Annotated in this window: 16 protein-coding genes and 2 pseudogenes; 9 read left to right on the forward strand and 9 right to left on the reverse strand. The window is 70.5% G+C overall.

From position 1 onward, the window contains the following. The first annotated feature begins 77 nt into the window (after positions 1-77). The 3 genes from AOQ53_RS47220 to AOQ53_RS00680 all read left to right on the forward strand — a co-directional run bounded on the left by AOQ53_RS47220 (position 78) and on the right by AOQ53_RS00680 (position 1,256). Entirely contained in the window at positions 78-206 is a 129-nt protein-coding gene (locus AOQ53_RS47220; RefSeq protein WP_269085426.1) for a hypothetical protein, read from the forward strand. A gap of 343 nt (positions 207-549) precedes the next feature. Then, positions 550-816 (forward strand): ribbon-helix-helix domain-containing protein, encoded by a 267-nt coding sequence (locus tag AOQ53_RS00675; RefSeq protein ID WP_059413906.1) that lies wholly within the window; start codon positions 550-552, stop codon positions 814-816. Then, complete coding sequence (locus AOQ53_RS00680) at positions 813-1,256, forward strand: PIN domain-containing protein (RefSeq protein ID WP_059413910.1); 444 nt, start codon at positions 813-815, stop codon at positions 1,254-1,256. Before AOQ53_RS00675 ends, AOQ53_RS00680 begins: the two co-directional genes overlap by 4 nt. 519 nt (positions 1,257-1,775) lie before the next feature. Here the strand turns inward: AOQ53_RS00680 and AOQ53_RS00685 are convergent. Together AOQ53_RS00685 and AOQ53_RS00690 are read right to left on the reverse strand one after the other, a co-directional pair. Continuing rightward, complete coding sequence (locus AOQ53_RS00685) at positions 1,776-3,599, reverse strand: sensor histidine kinase (RefSeq protein WP_059413912.1); 1,824 nt, start codon at positions 3,597-3,599, stop codon at positions 1,776-1,778. Then, positions 3,596-3,808: pseudogene (locus tag AOQ53_RS00690) on the reverse strand (winged helix-turn-helix domain-containing protein); the annotation flags it as partial. The gene AOQ53_RS00685 and the pseudogene AOQ53_RS00690, both read right to left, overlap by 4 nt. Here AOQ53_RS00690 and AOQ53_RS47930 point away from each other — a divergent pair. The 3 genes and pseudogenes from AOQ53_RS47930 to AOQ53_RS47225 all read left to right on the forward strand — a co-directional run. After that, positions 3,742-3,927 (forward strand): annotated as a pseudogene (locus AOQ53_RS47930) (hypothetical protein); the annotation flags it as partial. The pseudogenes AOQ53_RS00690 and AOQ53_RS47930 overlap by 67 nt on opposite strands. Positions 3,928-4,073: 146 nt before the next feature. Beyond that, a complete protein-coding gene (locus tag AOQ53_RS00695) occupies positions 4,074-4,937 on the forward strand; it encodes a hypothetical protein (protein ID WP_059413916.1) in 864 nt (287 codons plus the stop codon). Positions 4,938-4,985: 48 nt separating this feature from the next. Beyond that, positions 4,986-5,111, forward strand: a complete 126-nt coding sequence (locus tag AOQ53_RS47225) for a hypothetical protein (protein WP_269085427.1) — start codon at positions 4,986-4,988, stop codon at positions 5,109-5,111. Between the two features lie 180 nt (positions 5,112-5,291). Here the strand turns inward: AOQ53_RS47225 and AOQ53_RS00700 are convergent, their stop codons facing one another. From AOQ53_RS00700 to AOQ53_RS00720, 5 genes are read right to left on the reverse strand one after another with little or no spacing between them, the layout of a single operon-like run. After that, on the reverse strand, positions 5,292-5,867 hold the full coding sequence (locus tag AOQ53_RS00700) for a hypothetical protein (RefSeq protein ID WP_059413918.1): 576 nt from the start codon (positions 5,865-5,867) through the stop codon (positions 5,292-5,294). After that, positions 5,864-7,261, reverse strand: a complete 1,398-nt coding sequence (locus AOQ53_RS00705; protein ID WP_059414038.1) for a hypothetical protein — start codon at positions 7,259-7,261, stop codon at positions 5,864-5,866. The genes AOQ53_RS00700 and AOQ53_RS00705 overlap by 4 nt, the downstream gene beginning before the upstream one ends. Continuing rightward, positions 7,258-8,091 (reverse strand): ABC transporter ATP-binding protein, encoded by an 834-nt coding sequence (locus AOQ53_RS00710; protein ID WP_059413919.1) that lies wholly within the window; start codon positions 8,089-8,091, stop codon positions 7,258-7,260. The genes AOQ53_RS00705 and AOQ53_RS00710 overlap by 4 nt, the downstream gene beginning before the upstream one ends. Then, positions 8,088-8,906, reverse strand: coding sequence for a hypothetical protein (locus AOQ53_RS00715; RefSeq protein ID WP_059413920.1), 819 nt, complete (start codon positions 8,904-8,906; stop codon positions 8,088-8,090). The genes AOQ53_RS00710 and AOQ53_RS00715 overlap by 4 nt, the downstream gene beginning before the upstream one ends. Next, the gene (locus AOQ53_RS00720) at positions 8,903-9,433 is read right to left on the reverse strand and encodes an RNA polymerase sigma factor (RefSeq protein WP_408055123.1); all 531 of its coding nucleotides are present in this window, start codon (positions 9,431-9,433) and stop codon (positions 8,903-8,905) included. The genes AOQ53_RS00715 and AOQ53_RS00720 overlap by 4 nt, the downstream gene beginning before the upstream one ends. A gap of 461 nt (positions 9,434-9,894) precedes the next feature. Between AOQ53_RS00720 and AOQ53_RS00725 the strand changes: the two genes are divergently transcribed. The 3 genes from AOQ53_RS00725 to AOQ53_RS00735 all read left to right on the forward strand — a co-directional run bounded on the left by AOQ53_RS00725 (position 9,895) and on the right by AOQ53_RS00735 (position 15,173). Further along, on the forward strand, positions 9,895-12,696 hold the full coding sequence (locus tag AOQ53_RS00725) for a beta-L-arabinofuranosidase domain-containing protein (protein ID WP_059413922.1): 2,802 nt from the start codon (positions 9,895-9,897) through the stop codon (positions 12,694-12,696). Between the two features lie 887 nt (positions 12,697-13,583). Further along, positions 13,584-14,327, forward strand: coding sequence for a hypothetical protein (locus AOQ53_RS00730; RefSeq protein WP_059413924.1), 744 nt, complete (start codon positions 13,584-13,586; stop codon positions 14,325-14,327). Positions 14,328-14,531: 204 nt separating this feature from the next. After that, positions 14,532-15,173, forward strand: a complete 642-nt coding sequence (locus tag AOQ53_RS00735; RefSeq protein WP_059413926.1) for a sigma-70 family RNA polymerase sigma factor — start codon at positions 14,532-14,534, stop codon at positions 15,171-15,173. 362 nt (positions 15,174-15,535) lie between these two features. Here AOQ53_RS00735 and AOQ53_RS00740 read toward each other — a convergent pair whose 3' ends face one another. Further along, the gene (locus AOQ53_RS00740; RefSeq protein ID WP_059413928.1) at positions 15,536-16,288 is read right to left on the reverse strand and encodes a DUF1775 domain-containing protein; all 753 of its coding nucleotides are present in this window, start codon (positions 16,286-16,288) and stop codon (positions 15,536-15,538) included. Between the two features lie 902 nt (positions 16,289-17,190). Then, on the reverse strand, positions 17,191-17,454 hold the full coding sequence (locus tag AOQ53_RS00745) for a GlsB/YeaQ/YmgE family stress response membrane protein (RefSeq protein ID WP_059413930.1): 264 nt from the start codon (positions 17,452-17,454) through the stop codon (positions 17,191-17,193). Positions 17,455-17,503 lie beyond the last annotated feature (49 nt).

Raw genomic sequence — 17,503 nt, forward strand, 5'->3', positions numbered from 1 at the left:
CCGCGCTTCGATGATCTGGCTCGGAGATCTCCTGCAAGCAGCCGATTGATCACGACGTCACACAGGCCTTAGCGCTGGTGACGGCAGTCCTGGCGGCGACGCTGCTGCGGCACATCCCGGCGATCGGTGCGGCCGCCCCCGCCGAGACGGGGACGGAGTCCGAGACGGCGGCCGGGGAACCGGTTACGGCAGCCCTCAGGCCATGAGCGTCAGTGGGGGGCGCCGAAGCCGTCCACTGTTCCAGACAACAAAGAACCCCCGGGTCCCTGACCTGGGGGTTTCACATGGAGCGGGTGACGAGAATCGAACTCGCGCTCTCAGCTTGGGAAGCGACGGCGCTTGGGCGGGCGTTATGGCTCTGACCTGCACAGATGCTTTCCGTCGGAGCGGTCGTGTGGGGCCGGATTGCACCGCTGTTGACCGTGGTGGTCCGCCCTTGCGGGCACGCTACGGGCATGGCTCCGGAGTGACGGCTCGGCCGGTCCTCGGCAAAGGGACATGGGGAAGTGCGCGGATACATCAATCCGGTACATGGACTACTCTTGGTACATGTCCATGAAGCGCACCAACGTCTACGCCGACCCCGAGGACCTGGCCATCATCAAGGAGGCCGCCAAGCGCCGGGGTATAAGCGAGGCCGAGATCATCCGCCAGGGCATCCACCTCGCGGCCATGGCGAATCGGGTCTGGGACGAGCCGCTGTTCTCCCGCACCTTCGAGGGGCCGGGGCGCACGCTGTCCAAGCCGGAGGTCCGCGACACGGTCGCCGAGGCCGTCCGGCGTGAGAACGGCCCGGGATCCGGATCCGCCGCGTGATCATTGTCATCGCCGATACGTCCGGCCTTCTGGCAGCCCTGGACTCGGCCCATCCGGAACACCGGGCGGCGAACGAGGCGATCATGGCGGCGGGCCTGCTGATCATGTCCCCGCTCCTGCTGGCCGAACTGGATCACGTGGCGACGCGTGAGCTCGGCAGGGAGGCTGCCCTCAGCGCGGTCGACGACCTGCGGCGCTGGATGAGCCGGGGTCGTGTCGTCATGCCGGAGATCACGGAGGACCACCTGGGAGCCGCCCAGTCTGTCCGTGTCCGCTACCGCGCGCTGGACCTCGACCTAGCCGACGCGGTGAACGTGGCGCTTGCCGCCGACTACGACACGGACGCGATTCTCACCCTCGACCGACGAGACTTCCGGGCCGTACGCCCGTTGGGCCGCTACAAGGCGTTCCGGGTACTCCCCGACGACCTCCCGCTCTGACGCAGGACCCTCGGCCGTCAAGTGCCCGCTCCCGCAAGGGGCTTGTGCGCCGCCCACGACGAAGCACGTGCAGGACAGGCATCCGCCATCGCCCAGGAACAGCGGGCTGAGGGCTCGTCTCCGGCTCATCTACGTGAAAGTGCGGTACAGGAGTACTCGCAAAACGCAGCAACGGCTCCAAATGAAACAAACCCCAGGCCACTGACCTGGGGTTTCATCGTGGAGCGGGTGACGAGGATCGAACTCGCGCTCTCAGCTTGGGAAGCGACGGCGCTTGGGCGAGGGCACGGCCTTTGACCTGCGCGTACGTAACTGCCGAAGTGGGTCGTGGGAGGGCGGGCTCGTGCCGCTGTTGACCGCGGTTGTCCGTACTGAAGGGCACGTCTTCGTCACGCAGCTTCGGACCGGAGAGGGAGTCCTGCGGGGGGTGGCAGGTGCAGCCCGCGTCGGCGTACTCCGGCATCTCGTCGGCAGATCCGTTGCGAGTGCCCCCGTCGGTGGTGCCGCACGCTGCGCACCTCATGGGGTTCGTCGGTCCGTGTGCTGGGCCCTGGGGAGCCTGATGGTGAACACACAACCCTTGCCGGGCTCACTGCCGACGGTGACGGTTCCCTCGTGTGCCTCGACGAACTGGCGGACGATGGACAGGCCCAGGCCACTGCCGCCGGTCCGTCTGCTGCGGGACTTCTCGGCCCGCCAGAAGCGCTCGAACACGTGGGGGAGGTCATCGGCGGCGATGCCGCTGCCCGTGTCGACCACGGTGAGGACGGCCAGGTCGCCGACTTGACGGGCGGTGAGTGTGACGGTGCCGCCCGCCGGGGTGTGCCGGAGCGCGTTGGAGGTCAGGTTGCCCAGGACCTGCCGCATCCTCACCGGGTCGGCGTCCAGGACGAGGCCGGGGTCGGTGTGGGTGCACAGGCGGATGTCCGAGGACTCCGCCAGGGCGCGGTGGGACGACACCGTCTGGGCGACGAGGTCGTCCGCGCGTACGGGTTCGCGGTGCAGTGCCAGGGTGCCGGCGTCGGCGGCGGCGAGGTCCTGCAGATCGTCGATGATGTGCTGCAGGAGCAGTGCCTCGTCGTGCAGGGAGGCGATGAGATCCGGGTCCGGCTCGATCAGCCCGTCGCGGGTGACCTCCAGCCAGCCGCGGATGTTGGTCAGCGGGGTCCGCAGTTCGTGGGCGATGTCGCTGACCATGGCCTTGCGCTGTGTCTCCAGCTGCTGGCGGCGTGCGGTGAGGTCGTTGAAGGCGGCGGCCAGGTAGCCGGTCTCGTCCTTGGTGGTGACCGCGACGCGTGTGTGCCGCTGCGGCGGCTGCTGGGCCGCGGCCGTCAGGGCTCGCAGGGGACGGACGAGGCGGATGGCGACCACGGTGGTCATGGCGACGGTGACCACGAGGACCAGCCCCGCGACGCCGACGATCTTGGCCTTGTTGGCGGGGGAGAGGTCGAAGCCCACGGGCTTTTGACCGAGGGCGCCCAGATAGAGCCGCGCTCTGGGGGAGACGTACGGGTCGAGCTGGCTGCGGCGTGCGTCGTCGAAACAGTTCCGCGTCTGCCGGCCGTCGAGCCGGCGTCCGGAGTCCTGGGCCGCGGCGGCGAGGCCGGGTATGACATCGACTCCGATTCCGGCCAGGGGGTTGGCCGCCTGCCCCTTCCCGCCGTCGGGGCCGAGGCAGGGAGCGGCCAGTGCGAAGAGTTCGTCCAATGCCTTCTGCTCGGTGCGGGTGGGAGTGTTGAGCGCCCCGTCCGCGCACTGCGAGGGCACGGCCGCCTCTCCGCCGTCGGCGACGACCACGGTGCGGCCGCTGGGAAGCTCCCGGACGCCGCCGTCGCCCAGGTGCGTGCGCACGCACGCCAGGCGCTTCTCGGCGAGCGCCTTCACCCGTGCCCGTTCCGCCGCCGGAAGCCGGTACGGTCCCACCGCCCGCGGGTCGATACCGGCGAGCTGGGCCCCCGGCTCGGTGGAGGTGTCGGTGTTCAGCGGGTCGACGGTGGCCGAGGCGCGGGCGGGCAGAGCGGTGCCGGGAGCGGCGGAGTCGGCGATGATGCGTCCGGCTTCCGTCGTCAGGGCGATACGCCGTCCCGTGGTGCGGGAGAGATCGCGCACCGACGACTGCACGCCGTCCCAGTCGGCGTGGGTCGCGGCGAAGCCGCTGAGCCGCCGCAGGATGTCGGTGTCGTCGGAGAGCACCTGACCGCGTTCTTCCTGGATAGCCCGCGTGGTGGTCTGCACGGCCAGCCACGCGGTGGCGCCCACGGAGACCACGGCGATGGCGACGGACGTGAGAAGCAGCCGCACCAGCAGGCTCTTACGCCAGGGGATGCAGGGACCGGGCGTCACGAAGGCTGCCCGGTGAGCTTGTAGCCGACGCCGAAGACGGTCAGCAGCCGGACGGGCCTGCGCGGGTCGGCCTCGATCTTCTTGCGCAGGTTCATGATGTGTACGTCGATGGCGCGCTCGGTGGAGGCGCGGTCGAGTCCCCGGGTGTGCTGCAACAGCTGACGGCGCGAGAAGACCCGCTCGGGTTCCGCGGCCATCGCGTGGAGGATGGCACGTCGGTGACGTGGTCGTGGTGAAGAACTCCGACGACAGGACGATCGCCCCCGACAACGGCCTCAACGGCTGGAACATGCCATGGGGCCGGTGGAAGGCGGGCTCCGCACGCTGAGCCGGGCCTCGCCGCAAACCGTCGTCGTCCGGCAAAACCCGGTCCGACTTCGGGAGTCGGAGCTGATCAGTTCCTCACATGTCTCGTCCAGGCTGACGGTCATGGCTTCCTCAACCCCTCGTCCGTCCCAACGGCGTTCCCCGCGCATGCCGTTCGGGACCCGAGCGACCACTTTCACCCGCCCGGACTCGTACCGTCCGGTGATACCGGCCGCCGTCCTGGCCCTGTCCGTCGTACTCGCCGGATGCGCGGGCACGGCGGGCGGCGTCAGGCCGGCCGACGCCGCCCGGCCGGCGGCGGGCGGTGCGGGCGCCGCATCGGCCGCCGCATCCGCCGCCCCCGGCACGACACAGGCCAGGCCCCCACGGACATCCGCCGATCCCCGGGCGTCCGCCGACCCCGGAGCGTCCACCCCGCCCACCCCCGCGCGGCTACCGGGCCTGGGACCGCGGACGCTGGCGGAGATCCCCGCCGAGGCGCGCCAGGTTGTTCTGGTCACCGGCCGGGACAAGAACTCCTCGGCATCACAGGTGGTGCTGTACCGGCGCACCGGGGCGGGCTGGGAACCGGGGGCCACCTGGTCGGCCCACAACGCCCTCAAGGGCTGGACGGACGACCACCGCGCCGGCGATCTCCGCTCGCCCATCGGCGTGTTCACCCTCACCGACGCCGGCGGACTGCTCGCCGACCCCGGCACGAAACTGCCGTACGACCAGGGGCCGGCCTTCACCATCGGCGGCACCGGCTTCGAGGGCGAGCCCCTCGCGGGCTCCTTCGACTACGTCGTCGCGATCAACTACAACCGCAAGCCCGGCACCTCCCCCCTCGACTGGACCCGCCCGCAGGGCGCGAACAAGGGCGGCGGCATCTGGCTGCACGTCGACCACGGCGGGCCCGCGCAGGGCTGCGTGAGCCTGACGAAGAAGCACATGAGAGAACTCCTGCTCGCACTCGACCCGGCCCGGCACCCGGTGATCGTCATGGGGGACGCCGCATCCCTCAGACGCTGACCGAACGGTGCGGGACGACAGCGCCGAGCCGGTCGGTTGAGCACCGAGGTGACCATACCCACGATCACCGACGGGGTGACCGAGCCGGAGGAGACAGTGCGGATCCAGCTGGTCGGTTTCGAGGAGCCACCGGTCGGCCCGGTCTTCACCGGCAGGATCGAGGACAAGTCCTGAGGGGCGCCGTGCGGGACTTTGGGCGCACGATGCGTCCCCACCCGCCGAAGTGACCGAAGCGGTGGGTGGCGGCCGAGGCGATCGGCCACCACCCACCGTTGCGTCACCATGGGGACATGAAGCACCACAGGGGGCGGCGCGCACGGTCACGGCCGTGTCCCGACCGGTGGCCCGGACCGGCTACCGCCTCGGTCCCGCGAAGGCGTAGACCGTGGTGCCGGTGACCGCGAGGACCAGGGCCGTCCAGGTGCCCGCCGCCGTGCCGGGCGGCAGCAGCATCCAGGTCGCCACCCGCATCGGCGCACTCGTCGGGGGCGGGGCGAAGAACGAGAACGAGAGCCAGGCGAACGGCAGCGTCCACCCGAATTGCCCGCCGGAGAGCGCCGCGCCCAGAGCGGCCAGTCCCATCAGGCCCGCGCTGTCCCGGACGACGAACGCGGCGGTGGTCATGTCCTCGCCCATCGTCTGCACTGCCAGCAGCACCGCGGTGACGACCGCGCCGGCGAACAGCACGTGCGCCGCTCTGCGGGGCGCCCAGCGGATCGCGGCCGTCCGGTCCAGCGCGAGGTCCTGCCCGCCGAGCCCGATCGAGACCGCCATCGCCCCCGTAGCGAGAACGAGCGCGGCCGGCCGCGGATCCCCGGACCCCGCACTGCCGTCCCGGGCGAGTGCCCACACCGCCACCGCGCTGATCACCACCATGGCGAGCGACGCGGGCACCTGACGCGAGCGCGCGTACAGCGCCAGCCACCTCACCGGGACGCACCGCCGGACAGCACATCGAACGGGTCGCCCTCGCAGGAGAGCGCGGCGGCGCGCATCGCGTTGATCCGCGAGAGCTGCCCGGCCCGCTCAAGCGCCTTGAGTTCTTTCCATACCGGGCGGGTCGCGGCGTCGACCTCGCGGCGCACACCTGCTGACTGTGTGCCGGGAAGCGGCCTGAGGTCCCCGAGGACCCAGCCCGCCGCGACGGTCTGCGCGAATTCGTCTCCCCCGAAGCCGCTCCAGCCGACGGGGGTGCACCCCGGCACCATGCCCTTGGCGATCAGGGCCCGGGTCAGCTCCTCGCCCTTCGCAGCGGCGATGACGCCGTCGTCGAAGTCGAAGAGCACGGTCTTGCGGGACCACTGCGGCATGGCGCCGTCCGGCAGCACGGCGGTGTTCTCCCGGACCGACACCGGCGCTTGGCCGCCCAGGGCGCCGTGCAGCAGGCGCAGTGCCTCCCTACCGGGGCCCGCCAGGTCGGCGAGTCGCGCCTGGTGCGTCTTCGTCACGCACACCGGGCCGTCGCACACCAGCTCCGCGGCGGCCTCGTCGACGACGTACATCCGGCGCGGGTCGGAAGGGAGGACGAGCAGGGCGATCACCGCGCCCGCCAGGACGGGCGTCAGGGCGAACAGCCGGGCGCGCCAGGTCGCGGCGACCAGCAGCGCGAAGCCGGTCGTGGCCATGCCGAGCAGCCAGATCGTCTGCCCGACGTGCACGGAGGCGGAGAGCGTGACGAGCACATCGCGCACCTCCTGCACCGCCGGTGACAGCAGGGAGACCCGGTTCGGCTCCGTCCTCGTGATCCCAGTCGCCGTGGTCGTCTCCGTCCGGCCCAACGACATGTGCATGAGGGCCGTGAACACGAAGGCGCTCATGGCCAGCGCGGGAGGGGTGAGCGCGGACGGCAGGGCCCGCCCGGCCCCCATGCCCAGCACGGCACCCGCGACGAGGAAGAGTGCCCCCACCAGCGAGACCGGCAGCCACCCGAGGTGCGTGTACTCGGTGTCGGCGAGCACTTGGACCCCGCCCACGAGGACGAGGAGCGCGAAGGCCGAGGCCAGCGTGATCGCCGTCGTGCCCGCGAGCGTGGCCGCGCGGTGCCAGGCGGGCCGCGGCGTGCTCGTGAGCAGCTCGGACATCTTCGAGCGGTGGTCGCGCAGGCCCTGCAGCGCCCCGAGCCCCACGGCCAGCGGCCACAGGTAGAACAGCAGGGAACGGGTCCACATCGCCAGGGGCGTCCACTGCGCCGTCCACGCCGTGGTGCCCCTCCACCACTCGGCATCCACCAGGTACAGGAACGCCAGCGCGCTCGTCAGGACCACGACGCCGGCCCACGGGGCGACGGAGCGTCTCAGCTCGATGCGCAGGACACGGACGTTCACCACATGCCCCTTTCCCGCGCGGGGTCGAGCAGCAGCGCCGAGTAGCCGCGCTCCAGCGGACTGTCGCCCACGTGCTCGGGGCCGCCCGCCGCGGCCAGAGCGTCCGGGGTGCCCTGGAAGACCAGCCGGCCCTCGGCGAAGAGCACCACGTCGGTGCAGGCGGCGGCGACGTCCTCCACCAGGTGGGTCGAGACGAGCACGCAGGTGTCCGTACCCAACTCCTGAAGCAGCTCACGAAAACGCAGCCGCTGTGCCGGGTCCAGGCCGACCGTCGGCTCGTCCAGCAGCAGGATCGACGGATCGTTGACGATGGCCTGGGCGATGCCGACCCGCCGCACCATGCCGCCCGACAGGGCCTTCATCCGCTCGTCGGCGCGGTCCGCCAGACCGACCCGCTCCACGGCGCGCTGGACCGCCCCGGGGATGTCGGCCTTGGGCACCTCCTTCAGCCACGCCATGTACTCGACGAACTCGCGCACCGTGAAGCGCTTGTAGTAGCCGAACTCCTGCGGCAGATAGCCGATCCGGCGGCGCAGCGCACGGTGCTCGCCCATGCCGCCCGCGGACTCGCCGAGCAGGTCCAGAGTGCCCTCGGTGGGGCGCAGTACGGTGGCCAGCGTCCGGATGAGGGTGGTCTTGCCCGCCCCGTTGGGGCCGAGCAGACCGTGCACGCCGGTGCCCAGCGACAGGTCGAGCCCGTCGACCGCCATCCGTTTCCTGCCGACCCTGACCTTCAGCCCGGTGGCCTTGATCTGCCAGGCGTAGGCCGTCGGCGCGATGTCGGCCGCGCTCACCGCGGTCCTCATGTGATGTTCCTTTCCGATGGTCATTCATGGGCTCCCAGCACCGAGTACGCGCCCCTGCGGGCGATCAGGACTCCGATGCCGAGCGTGAGGACCAGCCCCCACACGGGCAGGCCGCCCGTCTGCAGGGCGAAGGCCGTACGGCTGGTGGCCAGCGTCGGCGCCACGATGACGGCGGCCCACACGGCCACCAGTGCGACGGCGGCACGGGTCACGCCGATGACACCGCCGAGCGCCAGAGTCGTCGAGGTGAAGGCCAGACAGGGCAGCAGCCACTGCGCGGCCGTCACCCCCGTCACCCATCCGCCCACCAGCAGCGCGGGGACGATCAAGGTGAGCACGGACGCGGTCCGCCGCAGCACCAGGTACAGCCCCGCCCTCGGCACGGAGGCCGTCAGCTCGTACGCCGGGTCCAGGCCGCGTGACCAGGACGCCGCGACGCCGAGCACGGGCAGGACCGGGGCGAGCAGCAGCACCAGCGACACGTCACCGGAGCCGGTGCCGGCCAGGTCGAGCAGCAGCGCGAGCAGTGTCACGCTCACGACCATGGCCAGCCACGGCATCATCGTGGGCGTCAGCCACCTCGACAGCCACGCCGACCGGCGCCGTCGGCGCGGCACCGAGGTGGTGGCCGCCAGCCGGGGTTCGAGATCGGACCACACCGTGCCGACCAGATCCGCCACGGCCGGCGCCTGCGCCGTGACGGCGGCCGACAGCCGGTCACGGCACACCCGGCACGCCTCCAGATGGGCCTCCAGGGCCCACACCTCGTCGGCGGCGATGTCCGTGTCGCCGCGTGCGTAACCGTCGATGATCCGCATCGACGCGTGTTCCACGCTCATGCCAGCGCCTTCCGCATCGCGATCCGGGCCCGGCGGGCACGGGTCTTGACCGTCCCCTCGGGCAGCCCGAGCAGGACCGCGGTCTCCCGGACGGACAGTCCGTCGAGCACCATGGCCTGCAGTACCTGTCTGAGCTCCGGCGCGAGGCGCCGCAGTGCGTCCCCGACGTCACCGCCGACGGTCGCCGCGAGCGCCTCCTCCTCGGCGGCGGGCGCCACGGGCTGCGCGGCGGCCGCGGGCGGCGGCTGCGCGTGGTGGGCCCGGCGCCGGAACGCGTCGACGAGACGGCGTGCCGCGATCGTCCACAGCCAGCCGACGGCCGTACCTCCCACCGCGGTTCCGGCGAACGCCCCCGCCGCGCGCCACACCGCCAGATACGTCTCCTGCATGACCTCGGCGACGATCTGCTCGTCCGCGCAGCGGCGGCGCAGCCGCACCGCCATCCACGGCGACGTACGCCGGTACAGCTCCTCGAACGCCGCCCGGTCACCCCTGGCCACCAGCCGGACGAGACCCTCCTCGTCCATGTCCCCCGGTGCCTTCCTGCCTGATCTCACACCCACTAGACGCCCGGCCCGTACGGCAGGTTTTCCCCTCGGTGTGATCCCCGTCATACGCGGCGACTCCGGTTGCCTCGGCACGACGGCGTCCCACCGGAATGTGTTTCGATCACCGCCGAACACGGCAACGAAGTGATCACGGCCTTCCCGGGGAGCTGGAACCGAAGGACAAGATCGCCCGTGCGAACAAGGCCCGGACCACCGACACGGAACGCACGAACGGCCGCCGTGCCTCCCGGCGAGACCGAACCCGAAGCCGCCGGTGCCCCTTCATCGGAATGAACGGAACCGAACCTGCCAGAAGCGTTGACGTGATCGTGCCTCGAACCTACCTTTTGGTCGAAGTGCCGCACGCTGTCCAGCATTTCGAACAATCCGTGGCTTCCGTCCAGCGAGCCCCGGCCCCGCCGCGAGAAACGAGGAACGGCATGGCACGCGCCCTCTCCAGACGGACCCTCCTCCAGGCCGCGCTGCTCGCCACGGCGGCGCCGGCGATCACGTACGCCGCGGGCGGCCGGACAGTGGCCGCCACGCTGCCGGTGCCCTCCGCCTGGGCCCTGAGGCCGTTCGAGCTCAAGGACGTCAGACTCGGGCAGGGCGTCTTCGCCACCAAGCGCCAGCTGATGCTCGACCACGGCCGCGGCTACGACGTGAACCGGCTGCTCCAGGTCTTCCGCGCCAACGCCGGGCTCTCCACCGGCGGCGCCGTCGCGCCCGGCGGCTGGGAGGGCCTGGACGGCGAGGCCAACGGCAACCTGCGCGGCCACTACACCGGCCACTTCCTGACCATGCTGGCGCAGGCGTACGCGAGCACCGGCGACCAGGCGTACGCCGACAAGATCCGGACCATGGTCGGTGCGCTCACCGAGGTCCGCGCGGCGCTGCGCACCGACCCGCGCATGCTCGCCGTCACCGGCAAGTGGGGCGGCGCGCACGAGAACGTCCGGGGCTCGTACCAGTACATCGACCTGCCGGCCGCCGTGCTCGGCGGTGCCCCGGCGATCACCCTGTCGGTCTGGGTGAAGCCCACGCACGACGCCAACTGGCAGCGGGTCTTCGACTTCGGCAACAACACCAGCCGGTACATGTACCTGGCCTCCCGCAACGGCAGCGGGGTACCGCGCTTCGCCATCACCACCGGCGGGCCGGGCGGGGAACAGGGCCTCAACGGCACCGCCGCCCTGCCGCTCAACCAGCGGAGCCACCTGGCGGTCACGATCAGCGGCACCACCGGCACCCTCTACGTCAACGGCACCGCCGTCGCCCGGAACACCTCGATGACGCTCAACCCGGCGGCCCTGGGCACCCTGACGAACAACTGGCTGGGCCGCTCGAACTTCGACGACCCGGTGTTCGCGGGCGCCTTCGACGAGTTCAACGTCTGGTCACGGGCCCTGACCGCGGCCGAGATCACCTCACTGCAGACCAACGAGGCCAAGACCTCCTCCGCGGGCCTGGGCAACCTCGCGTCGTACTACTTCTCCACCACCACCGGCGGCACCTGGGGCGACGCCTCCGGGCGCGGCCTGACCGCCACCCTGCGCCGCACCTGGGGCGGGCCCAGCCACCCCGGCTTCCTCGCCGCGTACCCGGAGACGCAGTTCATCCAGCTGGAGTCGATGACCAGCGGTGACTACACGAAGGTGTGGGCGCCGTACTACACCGCGCACAAGATCCTCAAGGGCCTGCTGGACGCCTACCTCGCCACCGACGACGCCCGGGCGCTCGACCTCGCGTCCGGCATGTGCGACTGGATGTACTCCCGGCTGTCCAAGCTGCCCGACTCCACGCTGCAGCGGATGTGGGGCATCTTCTCCAGCGGCGAGTTCGGCGGCATCGTCGAGACGATCGTCGACCTGTACTCGATCACCAACAAGGCCGGCCACCTCGCCCTGGCCAAGCTGTTCGACCTGGACAGGCTCATCGACGCCTGTGCCGCGAACACGGACACGCTCGACGGCCTGCACGCCAACCAGCACATCCCGATCATGACCGGCTACGTCCGCCTGTACGACGCGACGGGCGAGACTCGCTACCTCACCGCCGCCAAGAACTTCTGGAACATGGTCGTCCCGAACCGCATGTACGGCATCGGCGGCACCAGCACGGGCGAGTTCTGGAAGGCCCGCGGGGTCATCGCGGGCACGATCAGCGACACCAACGCCGAGACCTGCTGCGCCTACAACCTGCTCAAGCTGGGCCGCATGCTGTTCTTCCACGACCAGGACCCCAAGTACATGGAGTACTACGAGCGGGCCCTGTACAACCAGGTCCTCGGCTCCAAGCAGGACAAGGCCGACGCGGAGAAGCCGCTCGTCACCTACTTCATCGGCCTAAAGCCCGGTCACGTGCGCGACTACACCCCCAAGCAGGGCACGACCTGCTGCGAGGGCACCGGCATGGAGAGCGCCACCAAGTACCAGGACTCGGTGTACTTCAAGAAGGCGGACGGCAGCGCGCTGTACGTCAACCTGTACAGCCCCACCACCCTCACCTGGGCCGAGAAGGGCGTCACCGTCACCCAGACCACGAACTATCCGAGGGAGCAGGGATCGACGCTCACCTTCAGCGGGAGCAGCGCCGCCTTCGAGCTGAAGCTCCGCGTGCCGTCCTGGGCGACCAGCGGCTTCCAGGTGACCGTGAACGGCAGCGCGGTCAGCGGCACTCCGACCGCCGGCAGCTACTTCACCGTGTCCCGTACCTGGCGCAGCGGGGACGTCGTCCGTGTGACGATCCCGTTCCGCCTCCGAGTGGAGAAGACGCTCGACGACCCGTCCCTGCAGACGCTCTTCTACGGTCCGGTCAACCTGGTCGGCCGCAACACGAGCACCAGCTACCTCCAGGTCGGGTTGTACGCCAACACGGCGCTCTCCGGTGACCTGCTGCCGTCTCTGACACCGGTGACGGGTAAGCCGCTCCACTACACGCTGAACGGCACCGAGTTCGCCCCCTTCTACGAGGGGACCGAGGACCCGACCCATGCCTACGTCCGACGTTCCGAGCCCAAGGTCGTCTTCGGGAAGACCGACTCCGGTGTCGCCAACCCGGCGAAGGCCGACGGCACCACGCTCCTGGACGAGATCTGGGCCGGTGCGCCGTTCAGCAGCAAGAGCGCGCTGGTGATGAGGGTGCAGTCGACGGTGAACTCATGGGTGTCCGCGGGCCGACTCACCCAGGCCGACGGACAGAAGGTGGTCACCACGGCGCAGAACGCGACCTACGCGGCCTGACGGCGGCCGGATCCGCCTGCGGACGCACCACTGGAGGCGGCCGGATCCTCGGCGCGGCGCGCTCGGACACGCGAGCGCGCCCAGTCGTCGTACGCCCTGACCGGGTCGCGCGGCCGACACCCCCCGCCCCCGGTGGGCCGACCTGATCCGGAGGGAAGAGCCTCGGCTGTGTAGTGGCGCGCGGCAGGGCACGCGGAGGGCACGAAGAGCTCCCAAGGGTCTGGATCAACCAACAAACGCCTGGCCACTGACCTGGGATTCTCTCTGGAGCGGGTGACGAGAATCGAACTCGCGCTCTCAGCTTGGGAAGCGACGGCGCTTGCGGAGCCGGACACCCTCTGAACTGGTCATATGCCGTCGGATGCGATGCCTCGCAGTGCAGGATCGCACCGCTGTTGACCGTGGTTGTCCGCTCTTACGGGCACGGATTGGGCACGGCCTCGGCATGTGCCCTTCGGGAGCACCGTCGTGCTTGTCGAGAAGCGCGGCGGATGCCGGTTCGTCGTGGGGCGTGCGGGGAACGTTGCATGCGCAATCCGTTGGGCGCAGTCGGCGGCAGGAGTGGGCGAGAGCCGGCGTCGCTGACAGAGGGCCGCCGCGCCAATGGTCACGCATGGGCGTTGTGAGTGGTCGAGAAGGGTTCTCGCGGTTTCAGGGCCGGTGGCTTGTGTGGGTGGATGGCAGAAGCGGGCCATGGGGAGCTCAACTGCGATGCAGCGCGACTACCTGGTCAACAGTGCCCTCCCGGACAGCAGTTGGGCCCAACCCTCAGCGGGTTCCCGCTCTTTACTGTGACGTGAATCACGGGAAGAGTGCTGAGTGTCGGACGGGGGGCGTTTGCGTACCCCCGCATGACGGCGGAGCCAGGGATGCGAGGATGAGCCGCCATGACCGCTGGGTGGTGTTTCCGCACGATACGGGCCGCGGTGTTCGCGGCCGTCTGCGTGCTGCTCGCCGCCCTGGGCCACGTCCTGATGTCAGGCACCGCGGTGCCCGCATGGGCGCTCGCCGCGGCGGTAGCGGTCACCGGCGGTGCGGCCTGGTGCCTGGCCGGCCGGGAGCGCGGACTCCTCCTTGTCTCCTCCGTCGTGGTGGCAGCCCAGACCGCACTGCACGTGTGGTTCTCGTCCGTGCAGGAACGGCCGGCACTGCCCACTCGCTCGATGGCGCCGATGTCCATGGACGGTATGGATACGGGTGGGGAAGGGTCCTCCATGGACCACATGGCCTCGGTGGCTCACATGGGGCACGCCATGGACTCCATGACCCATGGCGCTCACTCCATGAGGTCGATGGACGCGATGGGCGCCATGAGTTCCATGGACTCCATGCCGGCGACGGGGCACACCATGGTCGGGATGTCCTCCACGGGCATGCTCGCCGCCCACCTGCTGGCCGCGCTGCTGTGCGGCCTGTGGCTCGCGCACGGCGAACGCGCCGCCTTCCGCATCCTGCGGGCCGTCGGCGGATGGCTGGCCGCACCGCTGCGGCTGCCGCTCACTCTGCCCGCGCCACCGCACCGCCCGCGTATCCGCGTACGCCGCAGCAGCGCGGCCCGGACACCGCGCCGGCTGCTCCTCGTATACACGATCACTTCTCGGGGCCCGCCCGCGGGAACCGCTGTCCTCTGAGACAGCCGGCTTCCCGACCACCGCCCTGGGTGCCCAGCGCCCGGACGGCTCGGGCAGCGGGTGCACGCCGCCGAGCGCGCGTACGCCCGCCACTCCCACGCCATCACCGGATCCGCCGCGCGCATCGCGGCCCGGTCCGCATGCCGGATTCCAGTACGCCGAATCCCCGCATGCGGATCTCCGGACTCCCGAGAAGGACACCAGGTGATCAGTCCTGCCCTGTCTGTCGCACACGACGAGACGCCACACGCTGCGAGAACACGTGACGAGAAGACGTCCGCGGACGAGTCGATAACGGCCTGGGCGCTCGCCGCCCGCGGTGGCGATCCCGAGGCCGTCGAGAACTTCGTCCGGGCCCTGCACCGAGACATCCGCCACTACGTCACCTACCTCAGTGCCGACCCTCAGGCCGCCGACGACCTGGCCCAGGACACTTTCCTGCGGGCCCTTGGCAGCCTGCACCGTTTCGAGGGCCGCTCCTCGGCCCGCACCTGGCTGTTGTCCATCGCCCGCCGCGCGGTGATCGACAGCTACCGGCACGCGTCGACCCGGCCTCGCCTGGCCGACACCGACGACTGGCAGACCGTCGCCGAGTGCGCCCAGCCCCGCGGCCTGCCCGGCTTCGACGACGGCATCGCCCTCGCCGAACTGCTGGAGGCGCTGCCCGATGAACGCCGGGAGGCGTTCGTCCTTACCCAACTCGTCGGTCTGCCGTACGCGGAAGCAGCCGAGCTCAGCGACTGCCCGGTCGGTACGGTCCGTTCCCGGGTCGCCCGTGCCCGCTCCTCACTGATGCAGTCCCTGCATGACGCCGAGCGAGCCGAACCGGTGAGCGCGGCGGCCTGACGGGCCCCTGAAGCCACCCGGTGAGGGTTTTGACTCAGCTACGGAAGCTCCGGACGGGACATGCTCCGGAGCTTCCGTGGATGACAGGGGAGGCGCGACCCTCGGGTGAGGCGGCCGTCACAGCCTCCAGCAGAGTGCGGCCGGGCCGGTGCCGGGGGTGGCGGGGCGGGCCGAGCGTCCGTTGATCTTGCGTGCCCCGCACAGCGACTCCGCCGTGCGCTGGGATCCGAGACCATCAGCGGCCTGCGGACAGCAGCGGTCAGTTGGAAACGGCATTCGGGTGGCCCAGGTAACCGCGAAGCCGGCTACTTGTCGTTCAGGGAGGGGCGCACAAGGCGTCGGAGAACCTCTTGCAACAGGTCCTACGGGGTCGGCGTTCTGCGGTGCTTGAACCACCACACGCCGCCGCCGAGGGCGAGCAGCACGGCAGCACCGATACCGGCCCACGCGGCCGGAGACATCCCGCCGTCACTCTTGCCGTCGGCCTCATCGTCGGCCTGCTGTGCGGAGGGCGTCCCCGGCGGATCCGACTGCTCGCTCGGTGAAACACTGGACGGCGCCGCGGTGGTGGCTTCCTCTGCAGGGCTCGGGCTGACCGGTTTCGCGCCGGGTTCGGCGGGTCCGAGCTTCAGCGTCGGCGCGGGGTGTCCGTGCCCGTGTCCGTCGTCTCCCGAGTCGTCCAGGTCGATCCAGCGGTCGATGCGGCCGTCGCTGTAGGTCTGGAGCGTCTTGAATACAAGCTCCTTGACGTCCGGCAGCTGACGGACGGTCACGGAGAACTCGGCATCCTCGCCGACGGCGAGCTTGGCGCCCGACACGGTGTAACCGCGGCTGGTGGTGTCGAACTTCCAGCCCTTGGGCCCCTGTTCGTAGGTGACGTCGGCGGGAGTGATGCCCTTGGGGAGGACCACCTCCAGCTTGGTGATGCCGGCGGAGGAGGACTCGGATGCGGCGTGGAAGTCCAGGGTGACGTTCTGCGCGAGGGCGCGCGCGTCGTCCGCCTCGACCTCCGTGTGCGCGTACGCAGGGCCAGCGGTGGCAACGACGCCGGCCACAAGGACCGCGCTGACGGAGGTGAGACGGCGCGAGGTGCACGCCTTGCCGTGACGGGACACAACGGACTCCGGGTGGTCGTCGGTGAATGACGTCTTACGCGGCCGGCGCAGAGATTCTTGGAGCACGCGGGCCATGGGGGGCCGAGCGGTGGATCGTTCAGGGAGTCGGACCGCGGCCCCGGCGAGTTCCATCCAGAGTATGTGCTCTGCGTCACAGGGCCCGCCCGGGGTTCACGCCGTGGGGTGCTGGCAGCAGGCCAGGCCGCCTCGGCATTCCGAGCTCTCGCCGGGCGGACGATGGATCACCGTCCGCCCGGCGGGCGGGTCGGCGGTCGGCGCGGGACCTCTCCGGCTGCCGATCTGTCGTCTGCGATCGTCCTGGATTGGTTGAGGGAAACCGGCTGGGGAGCGGCACCTCGTGGGCGGTCGATTGGTTCCCCGTGGTTCCCCGCAGATCTGGCACGCGTCTGGCACGTCTCTCGTCGACGGCGGCCACTGCCACAACAAGGCCGTTATCAGTGACGGTCGTTGGCATCCGGGGCAGTGATGGGCCAGTTCGATGTTCTCGTCGAGGAACACGGCGGCCAACGGGGGTGGCCGGATCGGGCTCCCGGGTCCGTTGGGACTCCGGGAGCCCGAATGGCTCCGCACTCAGCCCCCTCACGACTTTCGGATCCGTAGCTCTATATGGATCGGTCGCTGGCGGTCATGCCGGTGGCTACGAAACTGTTGGGGGGGACGCTGCTGGTCTGGGACGGTTGGAGGACAGCGCGTCCCAGATCCCCTGCTGCCCTGTAGGCACCGGCGAGGCTGTTGCGGCTAACCTCTCGGCGTCCGGCGTCCGGCGTCCAGGAGGAGATGGTGCTGTCGGCGAGGTGCTCGTCGGGATGGCGGTGGACCGGGGCGCCCGGTGCCGCGCTCTGGGCTGGCGTTGCGCTCGTGCCAGGTGAGGGCAAAGCAGCTCAGCGCCGCAACTTCACCTTGCTGACCGCCGCCACACCGAGGGCGGCGAGGGCGATCTGGAAGAGCCACTCGATCCAGTCGACACCGTCGGTGTCGGCGACACCGAAGCCGGAGGCTATGGCCGTGCCGATGAACGCGGCGACGATGCCGATCAGGATCGTCCAGAGCACGCCGATGCGCTGGCGCCCGGGGACAACGAGTCGGCCGAGGACTCCGATCACGATGCCGATGACGATCGCGCTGATGATGCCTGAGATCTCCATGATCGGTCCGCCACCCCTCAGTCGTTGGTGACATACGAGTGCCCGTTCG

Source organism: Streptomyces azureus (assembly GCF_001270025.1).
Lineage (GTDB): Bacteria > Actinomycetota > Actinomycetes > Streptomycetales > Streptomycetaceae > Streptomyces > Streptomyces azureus.